Here is a 10,792-nt window from a genome sequence, read left to right on the forward strand (position 1 = left end):
CGGCGGAAGCGACCGCCGCACTCGGCGCGAAGACCGGGCAACTCGGGGTGCCTGACGACGCGGCGCCGTCGCCCGACGCCGAGACCACATCCGGTGTCGCAGAGGATGGGGGGCCGACCGGCGAGGAGATCGTCCGACGGGTGCGGGTGCGCAATCCGCTGGGCATCCATGCGCGCCCCGCCGCGCTGATCGCCGAAGCCTCGGCGGGGGCCGATGTGCGGCTGCGTCGTCTACCAGACGGTCCCGACGCGCCGGCCGCGAGCCTCTCTCGACTGCTGATACTCGGGGCTCGGCAGGGCGACGAACTGGAGCTGGTCGCGCGCGGCCCGGAAGCCGACGCGGTGCTGGAGAAGCTGTCCGCGCTGTTCGACGACGGCTTCGGCGAGGGGACGGACGAAGCAGCACCGACGGCGGCTGCGGCGGCCTCGGGATCCACCGCCCCGCTCTCCGACGCCCCGGCGCCCGTCATCGCGTCCGGCGCGGTGTTGCGGGGCCGCGGTGTCAGTCCCGGTCGCGTGGCCGCACCGCTCGTGCACCTCGCGCCGGCGGTCGGCGAACCGGAGGCGGGCGAGGTCGTCGCTTCGGCCGACCGCGACGCCGAGGTCTCGGCGATCGAGTGGGCCGCCGTGGCCGTGGCGGATCAGCTGCGCGCACGGACGTCTCAGGCGACGGGGGAGACCAGGGCGATCCTCGATGCGTCGCGCCTGCTGGCCTCCGACCCCGAGCTGGTCTCGGAGGCGACGGCGCTCGTCCGGTCGAAGGGCCGCAGTGCGGCGCGCGCGATCTGGGAGACCGCAGCGGCGCACGAGAAGGGTGTCGCCGCGTTGGGGGGCCGGATGGCGGAGCGTGTCGCCGACATCCGCGACGTGCGGGACCGGATCATCGCCGAGATCCTCCAGGTCGACATGCCCGGGGCGCCCGAGCGCGATGAGCCGTTCGTGCTCGTCGCGACGGACCTTGCGCCCGCCGACACCGCGGCCCTCGCCGGAGGGCACTGCGTCGCGCTCGTCACCGAACAGGGCGGACCGACTTCGCACACCGCGATCATCGCGCGATCGCTCGGTCTTCCCGCCGTCGTCGGCGTCACCGGCGCGGTCGGCATCCCGGTCGGCTCGACGCTCCTCGTCGACGGCGGGCGCGGCACGGTAGAGGTCGATCCGCCGGCATCCCGCGTCGCCGAAGCACAGGCCGCCGCCACCGTCGTCGAGTTCGACGGATCCGGGCGGCTCGCCGACGGGCACCGCGTGGCCCTGCTGGCGAATGTGGGCGGTGCTCCGGATGCCGTGAACGCCGCGGCGGCACGGGCGGAGGGCGTCGGCCTGTTCCGCACCGAGTTCTGCTTCCTCGACCGGACCGAAGCGCCGACGGTCGAGGAGCAGACCGCCGCCTACCGCGGTGTCCTGGCCGCATTCCCCGATCGCAAGGTCGTCGTGCGCACGCTGGACGCGGGGAGCGACAAGCCCCTCCCGTTCGCGAACTCCGACGAGGAGGACAATCCGGCGCTCGGCGTGCGGGGACTCCGGATCGCGCGCCGCCGGCCGCAGCTGCTCGCGGACCAGCTGCGCGCGCTCGCGCTCGCCACGGCCGAGGAGCCGGCCGAGGTCGAGGTGATGGCCCCGATGGTGGCCACCGTCGAAGAGGCCAGGGAGTTCGCCGATCTCGCGCGTGCGGCGGGGATCGGCCGCGTCGGCATCATGATCGAGACACCGTCGGCGGCACTTCTCGCCGCCGAGCTGTTCGAGGTGGTCGACTTCGTGAGCCTCGGAACCAACGACCTCGCGCAGTACACGCTCGCCGCCGATCGGCTGCTCAGCGACCTGGGTGATCTGAACGATCCGTGGCAGCCCGCGGTGCTGCGCCTGATCGGCGTGGTCGGAGCGGCGGGGCGTGCGGCGGGGAAGCCGGTGGGTGTCTGCGGAGAGGCGGGTGGGGACCCGACCCTCGCTCCGGTGCTCGTGGGGCTCGGGGTCACCTCGCTCTCGATGACCCCGAGGTCGCTCGGACGAGTCGCGGAGGCGCTCCGCGATGTGACTGAGGAGGAGTGCCGTCGCGCCGCCGAGGCCGTGCTCGAGGCCGCCACCGCGGACGAGGCCAGGGCCGTGGGCGCCGCCGCTCTGCAGCGTGCCGACGCTCGGTGATCGCACCGCATATGCGTGCTCCGGCATGTGCAGAATCTCATTCTGATCTCGACGTGGAACGAGCGCCTCAGATGCCCGGGGCGAGGCTCTAGGCTCGGCTGCACGGGGGTGCGCCGATGCCGGCGCCGAGTGTGGATCGGAGTGGGACATGTCGCGGTCGAGGACGTTCGTGCAGGGCCTGATCGGTGTGGTCGCGGTCGGGGCATTGGCGGCTCTTTCCGGGTGCGCTCCGACTCCGCAGTCCACGCCCACACCCGAGCCCACGGCCGCGCCGGAATCCCCGGCTCCCGACCCGTATGCCGGACCCATCGCCTTCGTCGGCGACGAGCTGGACTGGTTCCTGCTGAGTGCCGAGGAGATCTCCGGTCTGCTTCCCGATGTGGGTGACGTCAGCCCGGCGGTGCCCTCCCTGATCCAGGTGTCCGACGGGGGCGGCTACGAGCCGGATCCCTCCATCTGCAACGCGGTCTACGCCGAAGCCTCGCTGGGCTCCATCGGTGCACGGTCCGTCACGTGGACGACGACCGTTTCCGAAGGGCGAGACGGCTGGCTCCACGTGATGCAGTTCGCCGATGAAGCGGCCGCCACGGCGCGCATGGACCAGTACGCCCAAGCCGCGGAGCAGTGCGGTGAGTTCACCTTCGGCGGGGCGCCTTCTTCCTTCGCCTCGTCGACGGCCGAGGGCGACGGGGGCGTCCGCGCCATCGCCGGATCCCTGGTCCTCACCTACCCGGGCGGCGACGGTCACTCCCTCTACAAGACCTACTCCTCGGTCGGAAACGTGGTCGTCGAGATGTGGCAGCCCTTCACGGGCGAGCCCGCGTTCGACACGGAGGCCGCCGCAGCGCTGCTGCGGGATCGCGCGAGCGAGGCGCGGGCGAAGCTGATCGACGAGCTGACGGAGAACCCGCCCGTTCCCGTGGACGTCCCCGCCGCCGACGCCGCGGCGCCCTGGAGCGAGTGGGAGATCACGACGGCGGGGGTCGGCCCGGTGCGCCTGGGCGTCGAGCTCGATGAGGCGATCGCCGCCGTGCCCGGAGCACGGGTCGCGGAGTCCGAGTGGCCAGGGGCGCCGACGCGATTGATCTCGGCCGATGGGTCGGCCTCGCTGGTGCTCTGGACGCAGGACGAGTCGACCGTCGTGGCCGGGGTCTCCGTCGGCATCGCGAACGTCGCAGGGGACCTGACCCACGATGGCGCGTCGCTTCCGTCCGCCGGCGGTGTGCGAGTCGGCGATCCCCTGAGCGCCGCGGCAGCCGCCTTCCCCGAGGGGACGGCACTGCGCATCGTCTCGTCGGGCGAGTACTTCTACGAGTGGTCCAGCCGCGAGGGCGTCGTGATGCGGTTCCGCCTCGATCGTGACTCGACGGCCGACGCCGCCGCGGTGATCACCGGCATCACGGTCGACGACGCCACGCTCGCAAAGCCGCTGGTCTTCGGCTGACCCGCGTGCGGCGAGCCGCCGCGGACCACCCTTCTTTACCGATCAATCGGTCAGTTAGTATGGGCCTGTCGGGCGCTGCTGCGGTGGCATCCGCGCGACGAGGAGGTCGACGATGACGGATGCGACGCCGCAGGCCACGGACTCTGTGCGCCCCAACCGCGCCATGATGGAGCGAGACCGCGCCTCCGCCTCGCTGGGCCTCGTCGTGGAACGCGACGATCCCGGACACGCCGTGGTCTCGATGCGCGTGCGCGACGACATGACCAACGGGTTCCACATCACCCATGGCGGCTTCGTCTTCGCCCTGGCCGACACGGCCTTCGCGATCGCCTGCAACGAGGACGATCGGGTCACGGTGGCCGCGGGCGCCGACATCTCCTTCCTGAAATCCACCGTCGCCGGACAGACGCTGACCGCGACGGCCGTGCGGCGCACCCGCAGCGGCCGCTCCGGCATCTACGACGTGACGGTCGTCGACGAACTCGGCGATCCGGTCGCGGAGTTCCGTGGTCGCTCGCGCACCACCGACCAGACCTACTGACCCGTGCTGCCGCTCCCGGCCGACAGCGCGATCCGATGCGAGACTGTGGGGATGTCCGAGATGCAGAGCACGCGACGAGGCCGCCCCGGGTACGACCAGCAGGGCATCCTCGCGGTCGCCGTCGCCGCATTCAACGAACACGGGTACGACGCGACCTCGATCGGCATGCTGGCCGAGCGGCTCGGCCTGTCGAAGTCGGCGATCTACCATCACTTCGGATCGAAGGACGAGATGCTCGACCTCGCCCTCGACGCCGCGCTCGGGGGGCTCGAGGCCGTGGTGGACGACCCGCTCCCGGCCACCGTCGATCGTGACGATTCCCGCGCGGTCGCCCGCCTCGAGCACGTCCTCCGGGGTGCCGTCCACGTGCTGGTGGACCAGCTCCCCTCCGTGACGCTCCTGCTGCGAGTGCGCGGCAACACCGATGTCGAGCGCCGTGCGCTCACTCGACGTCGCGCGTTCGACCGCCGGATCACCGCGCTCGTCTCGGAAGCACAGGCCGAAGGTACGCTGCGCGCCGACATCGACGCCAGCGTCGTGGCCCGCCTGGCGTTCGGAATGATCAACTCGATCGTGGAGTGGTACCGACCGGGCGGCCGCGAGGGCGCGGATCGGCTCGCCGACGACGTCGTCGCCATCGCCCTCGACGGTCTGCGCCGACGATCCGACGATCCCGCGAGCGCCCCGGTCTCCTGACCGGCGCGCCCGCCGGGGATCAGGCGGCTGCGGCCTGCTCCTTCGCGACGAGGGTGAGCACGTCGTACGTGGCGACGATCTCGTCGCTCTGGTTCTTCAGCACCGCGTCCCAGCGCACCTCGCCGTACTCGTCGGTCTCGCGGGGAGTGATCTGCTTGGCGGTGAGCTCGACGCGGATCTCGTCGCCGGGGGAGACCGGGGTCAGGAAGCGCAGGTTCTCCAAGCCCGAGTTCGCGAGGACGGGACCGGGCGCCGGGTCGACGAAGAGGCCGGCAGCCCACGACACGAGCAGGTAGCCGTGGGCGACGCGACCGGGGAAGAACGGGTTCGCGGCGGCGGATGCCTCGTCCATGTGCGCGTAGAAGGTGTCGCCGGTGAACGCCGCGAACGTCTCGATGTCTTCGAGCGTCACCGTGCGGGAGCCGCTCGCGACCTGATCGCCGATGCGCAGCTCGGCCAGCGACTTACGGAAGGGGTGGACGCCCCCGCTCTCCTGGTACGGACGCGCCACCGTGCCCTGATGCCAGACCCCGGTCAGGGCGGTCAGCATCGCGGGCGAGCCCTGCACCGCGGTGCGCTGCATGTGGTGCAGCACGGCACGGATGCCGCCGAGCTCCTCGCCACCGCCGGCGCGGCCGGGGCCGCCGTGCACGAGGTTCGGCAGCGGAGAGCCGTGGCCCGTGGAGCTGCGGGCGTCGTCGCGATCGAGGAACAGCACGCGTCCGTTGTAGGCGGCCATGCCGGTGGCGAGCGCGACGGCGACCTCGGGGTCGTGCGTGGCGACACTGGTCACCAGGGAGCCACCGCCCCGGGCGACCAGGGCGCTCGCTTCGTCGAGGGTGCGATAGCCGACGATGCTCGAGACCGGGCCGAACGCCTCGATCTCGTTGACCGCCGCGCTCTGCGGGTCGGAGAAGCGCAGCAGCATCGGCGCGAGGAAGGCGCCATCCGGAGAGGGCCCCTGACTTCCGTCGCTGTGTCGCACGTCCGGAGCATCGGTCGAGCCGATGACCAGCTCGCCACCGCCGTCCTGCAGCCGTGCCACCTGGCGCAGCACCTCGTCGCGCTGGGCGGTCGAGGCCAGCGGGCCCATCGTGACGCCCTCCGCCCGAGGGTCGCCGAGCACGATGCGTTCGGACAGTCGTGCCCGCACCGCGCTGATCACGTCGTCGACGGCACCGACCGGCACGATCGCGCGTCGGATCGCCGTGCACTTCTGTCCTGCCTTGCTGGTCATCTCGGCGACGAGCTGCTTGATGTACGCGTCGAACTCGGGCGTGCCCGAGACGGCGTCCGTCCCGAGGATCGACGCATTGATGGAGTCGGTCTCGCTCGTGAAGCGCACGCCACCGGTCTGAACCGCATCGTGGGCACGCAGCCCTTCGGCGGTCGACGCCGATCCGGTGAACGCCACCAGATCGCCCAGCCGCAGTTCGTCGAAGAGACCGGGAACACTGCCCGAGACGAGCTGCAGCGAGCCCTCGGGCAGCAGACCGGACTCGACCATGATCCGCACCATCGCCTCGGCGAGGTACCCGGTCGGGGTCGCGGGCTTCACGACGGTCGGCACACCCGCCAGGAAAGCGGGCGCGAACTTCTCCAGCGAGCCCCAGACCGGGAAGTTGAACGCGTTGATCTGCACCGCGACACCGGGGAGCCGGGTGTAGATGTGGCGCCCGAGGAACGAGCCGTCCCTGGACAGGTTCTCCACCGCGCCGTCGATGTAGACCTTCGCGTTCGGCAGCTCTCGCCGGCCCTTGCTGGAGTAAGCGAACAGCACGCCGATACCGCCGTCGATGTCGACCCACGAGTCCTGTGCGGTCGCGCCCGTCCGGCTCGAGATCTCGTACAGCTCCGCCTTGCGTTCGGTGAGCGCGAGCGCGAGCTGCTTGAGCCGCACCGCGCGCTGGTGGAAGGTCAGCTCACCGAGCGAAGCCTGCCCCGCGGTGCGGGCGTAGGCGAGAGCCGCCGAGAGGTCGATGCCCTCGGTCGACACGCGGGCGACGATCTCGCCCGTCGAGGCGTCGCGCACCTCGGTCGGCTCGGCGTCGGCAGCCGGCGACCACCAGGATCCCTGCAGGTAGCTGGGGAGGATCTCGGTCATGTCAGTTCCCTTCATGAGGCGTCCCATTCGTAGAACCCGCGTCCGCTCTTGCGTCCGAGGTGGCCCTCGGCGACGAGGCGGCGCAGCAGAGCCGGCGGTTCGAAGCGTTCGCCGAGGTTCGCGGCGAGGTATTCGGAGATGCCGAGCCGCACGTCGAGCCCGACGATGTCGGTGAGGCGGAGCGGCCCGACCGGATGCTTGTAGCCCAAGGTCATCGCGGCGTCGATGTCTTCGGCGGAGGCGACGCCCTCTTCGAGCATGCGGATCGCCTCCAAGCCGATCGCGACGCCGAGTCTCGACGACGCGAACCCGGGGGCATCGGCCACGATGATCGGCGTCTTGCCGAGGGCGTGCACCCAGGCCCTCGCATCGTCGACGAGCGGGGGAGCGGTGGCCGCGCCGCGCACGATCTCCACCAGGGTGGACGCGGGCACCGGGTTGAAGAAGTGCATTCCGAGGAAGCGCGACGGACGGTCCAGCACTGCGGCGAGCTCATCGATCGAGATCGACGAGGTGTTCGAGGCGAGGACGGCGTCCAGTCCGATCTGCGCTTCGACGCGAGTGAGGGCGTCGACCTTCAAGGCCAGATCCTCGGGCACGGCCTCCACGACGAGGTCGCACGGCGCGAACAGCGCGACATCCGTGCTCGCGTCGAAGCGTGCCCGGTAGGCGTCTCCCGGTTCGGCCGCGGTGCCGCGGGCGATCGAGGCGTCGACGGATTCGAGCACGCGGTGGGCGGCTGCCGCGGCAGCATCCGCATCGCGTTCGACGACCGTCACGCGCGAACCCGCGAGAAGGAACGCGTGGGCGATGCCGGCGCCCATGCGCCCGCCGCCGAGCACTCCGACGTGCGCGGGAGCGTGGGGCGTGGCCTCGGTCATCGGTCTCTCCGTTCCAGGAAGTCGATCATGCGTCGGAACTTCTCCGGGCTCTCGAAGAGCTCGGCCTGGGCTTCCAGATCGGCGGCGGGGTGGCGGTCGCGGGGCGCGCGGAACACCCGTTTCGTCGCGATGGTGGCGGCCGGGTCGTTGCGGGCGATCCGGTCGGCGATCGCCTCGGCCGCAGCCAGCAGTTCCTCGGGGTCGTGGATCGCCGAGACGAGACCGATGCGCAGCGCCTCCTCGGCCCTCACCGTGCGCCCGGTGAGCAGCAGCTCGATCGCCCTGGCGTCGCCGACGATCTCCTTCAGCCGCCAGCTCGCGCCGGCGGCGGCGAGGATGCCGAGGCCCGTCTCCGGGTTGCCGATCGCGAGTGCGGGTGTGGCGATGCGGATGTCTGCGGCGTAGGCGAGTTCGGCGCCGCCTCCCAGGGCATAGCCGTCGATCGCTGCGATGACCGGCATCGGCAGCTCGGCGACCCGGACGAAGGCGTGCGCGTTGATGCCGCGCAGCGCGTCGGCGGCCCGGCGTTCCCGCAGTTCGGCGATGTCGGCGCCGGCCGCGAAGACGCCGTCGGCACCGACGAGGATCAGGGTGCGCGGGGTCTCCTCGAGCTCATCGCAGAGGAGGTGCAGGGCATCGATCGTGGCCTGGTCGATCGCGTTGCGCTTGTGCGGACGGTTGAGAGTGGCGACCACACGGTCGGGGTGCCGCTCGACGAGCAACGGTTCTTCGGGATTCGCCGGGGCGGGCATCACACCTTCTCCAGGATCACGGCCGCACCCTGACCGACGCCCACGCACATGGTCGCGAGTCCGTACCGGGAGCCCTCGCGCTCCATGCGCCCGAGCAGTGTGATCAGCAGGCGGGAGCCGGACGAGCCGAGCGGATGGCCGAGGGCGATGGCCCCGCCGTCGGCGTTGACGCGCTCGTCGTCGAGGCCGAGCCGACGGATGGAGGCGATCGACTGTGTGGCGAAGGCCTCGTTGAGCTCGACGGAGCCGATGTCGTCGATGGTGAGTCCGGCGCGGTGGAGCGCCTTCTGCGTCGCGGGCACCGGGCCGAGGCCCATGACCTCCGGTGCGAGACCGGCACTGGTGCCGACGACGATCCGGGCGCGGGGCACGAGACCGTGGCGCTCGACCGCCTCGCCGCTGGCCACGACGATCGCCGAGGCTCCATCGTTGAGGGCGCTGGAGTTCCCGGCCGTCACGACCTGGCCGCCGGCTACCACGGGGCGCAGTCGGGCGAGCGCCTCGAGCGTGGTCTCGGGTCGTGGGCCCTCGTCGACCAGCACCTCTCCGGCCGCGGTCGGCACGCCGACGATCTCGGGGACGAAGCGTCCGGTCGAGATCGCGGCGGCGGCGCGCTGCTGCGAACGCAGGGCGAAGGCGTCGGCCTCGTCACGCGTGATCCCGTCGATCCGGGCGACCTCCTCCGCGGTCTCGGGCATCGAGAAGGTCGCCTTGTCGCGGGCGACGAGGCGGGGGTTCGGGAAGCGCCAGCCGATCGAGGTGTCGAAGGCCGCGCCCGGTTTGGACCAGGCCTTCTCGGGCTTGGCCTGCACCCAGGGCGCACGGGTCATGGACTCAGCGCCGCCGGCGACGATGAGGTCGGCATCGCCCGCGCGGATCGCCTGCGCGGCCATGGTCACGGCCGACATGCCCGAAGCGCAGAGCCGGTTCACCGTGATGCCCGGGACGCTGTCGGGGAGCCCGGCGAGCAGCACCGCCATCCTCGCGAGGTTGCGGTTGTCTTCACCGGCCTGGTTCGCCGCGCCCAGGATCACCTCGTCGATGTCGATCTGCGTCGCATCGATGCCGGCCCGACGCACGGCTTCGGCCACCACGATCGAGGCGAGGTCGTCGGGGCGGACGGTGGCGAGCGCGCCGCCGTAGCGCCCGACCGGGGTGCGCGCCCCTCCGACGAGGAATGCCTCGGTCATGCGGATCTCCTGACTTCGTCGTCTCGGCGAGGGGCCGTCGCCCTCTCGCATGGCCAGGAATTACTGACCGATCGTATGGTAATTATGGCACACGCGCCGCGTCGGCCCGAGGGGCTTCGGGCGGTCTCAGACCCGCACGAACGCGCGCAGCGGATGCTCGATGAGCTCGGTGACGCGCCGCAGGAATCCCGCCGCGTACCCGCCGTCGCAGACGCGATGGTCGAACGCGAGCGACAGCTGCACGATACGACGCGCGACGATCGCCCCGTCGACGACCCACGGCCGCTCGATGATCCGGCCGATGCCGAGGATGGCGACGTCCGGGTAGTTGATGATCGCCGCCGAGCCGTCGACACCCAACCCGCCGTAGTTGTTGAGGGTGAAGGTCGAGCCGCGCAGGCGTTCCGGCGGCATCGTGCCTGCTCTGGCCGTGGCGGTGAGCTCGCGCAGTGCCGCATCGAGCTGCTCCACGGTGAGGGCGTGCGCACGGGGGACGACCGGGACCAGGAGTCCGCGTTCGGTGTCCGCCGCGATTCCGAGGTTCACGCCGTCGAACGAGATCAGCTCCTCGCCGCTCTCGTCGAGTCGGGAGGCCAGCACCGGGTAGTCCTCGAGGGCGAGCAGGACGAAGCGCGCGAGCAGTGCCGTGACCGAGGGGGCCTTGCCGCCCTCCGGGGCCATCTGCGCTCGGAGCTCCCACAGCGACGTGGCATCGACGTCGACCCAGACGGTGGCCTCGGGGATCTCGGTGCGACTGCGCGTGAGCTTCGCGCTGACCGCGCGCCGCAGCGGCGACATGCGCTCGCGGGAGACGACGTCGAGCCCGTCGACGGACTCACCCGTCCCGTTCGCGGCGCGGTGATGCGCGGCGGCGCCGTCGACGGCGTTCTCGACCGCGGCCTGCAGCACGTCGGCGCGGGTGATCGCTCCGTCCGGGCCGGTCGCGGCGATCGCGTGCACGTCGAGGCCGAGATCGCGGGCGAGGCGACGGACGAGGGGGGAGCGCACGGCCACCGGGCGGCGGGCGGATGCAGCGAGGGCGGGGG

General features: G+C 71.7%; 9 protein-coding genes. 4 read left to right on the plus strand and 5 right to left on the minus strand.

Annotated features, from left to right (window positions below):
- From ptsP to ACNPM4_RS04445, 4 genes are all read left to right on the plus strand, one after another.
- Positions 1–2,138 (plus strand): phosphoenolpyruvate--protein phosphotransferase (gene ptsP, locus ACNPM4_RS04430; protein ID WP_448984825.1); only part of this gene is annotated, 2,138 nt, incomplete at its 5' end.
- 148 nt (positions 2,139–2,286) lie between these two features.
- Entirely contained in the window at positions 2,287–3,582 is a 1,296-nt protein-coding gene (locus ACNPM4_RS04435; protein WP_448984826.1) for a hypothetical protein, read from the plus strand.
- Between the two features lie 112 nt (positions 3,583–3,694).
- The gene (gene paaI, locus ACNPM4_RS04440) at positions 3,695–4,123 is read left to right on the plus strand and encodes a hydroxyphenylacetyl-CoA thioesterase PaaI (RefSeq protein ID WP_448984827.1); all 429 of its coding nucleotides are present in this window, start codon (positions 3,695–3,697) and stop codon (positions 4,121–4,123) included.
- Between the two features lie 51 nt (positions 4,124–4,174).
- On the plus strand, positions 4,175–4,819 hold the full coding sequence (locus ACNPM4_RS04445; RefSeq protein ID WP_448984828.1) for a TetR/AcrR family transcriptional regulator: 645 nt from the start codon (positions 4,175–4,177) through the stop codon (positions 4,817–4,819).
- A gap of 19 nt (positions 4,820–4,838) precedes the next feature.
- Here the strand turns inward: ACNPM4_RS04445 and paaZ are convergent, their stop codons facing one another.
- The 5 genes from paaZ to ACNPM4_RS04470 form a co-directional block, all read right to left on the minus strand.
- Complete coding sequence (paaZ, locus tag ACNPM4_RS04450) at positions 4,839–6,923, minus strand: phenylacetic acid degradation bifunctional protein PaaZ (RefSeq protein WP_448984829.1); 2,085 nt, start codon at positions 6,921–6,923, stop codon at positions 4,839–4,841.
- An 11-nt stretch (positions 6,924–6,934) separates the two neighbouring features.
- Complete coding sequence (locus ACNPM4_RS04455) at positions 6,935–7,804, minus strand: 3-hydroxyacyl-CoA dehydrogenase family protein (protein ID WP_448984830.1); 870 nt, start codon at positions 7,802–7,804, stop codon at positions 6,935–6,937.
- Entirely contained in the window at positions 7,801–8,556 is a 756-nt protein-coding gene (locus tag ACNPM4_RS04460; protein WP_448984831.1) for an enoyl-CoA hydratase/isomerase family protein, read from the minus strand. Before ACNPM4_RS04460 ends, ACNPM4_RS04455 begins: the two co-directional genes overlap by 4 nt.
- Positions 8,556–9,746, minus strand: a complete 1,191-nt coding sequence (locus tag ACNPM4_RS04465) for a thiolase family protein (protein WP_448984832.1) — start codon at positions 9,744–9,746, stop codon at positions 8,556–8,558. Before ACNPM4_RS04465 ends, ACNPM4_RS04460 begins: the two co-directional genes overlap by 1 nt.
- A 126-nt stretch (positions 9,747–9,872) precedes the next feature.
- The coding region (locus ACNPM4_RS04470; protein ID WP_448984833.1) for a dihydrolipoamide acetyltransferase family protein at positions 9,873–10,792 on the minus strand (920 nt) is incomplete at its 5' end.

It is taken from the genome of Microbacterium umsixpiens, from assembly GCF_053543675.1.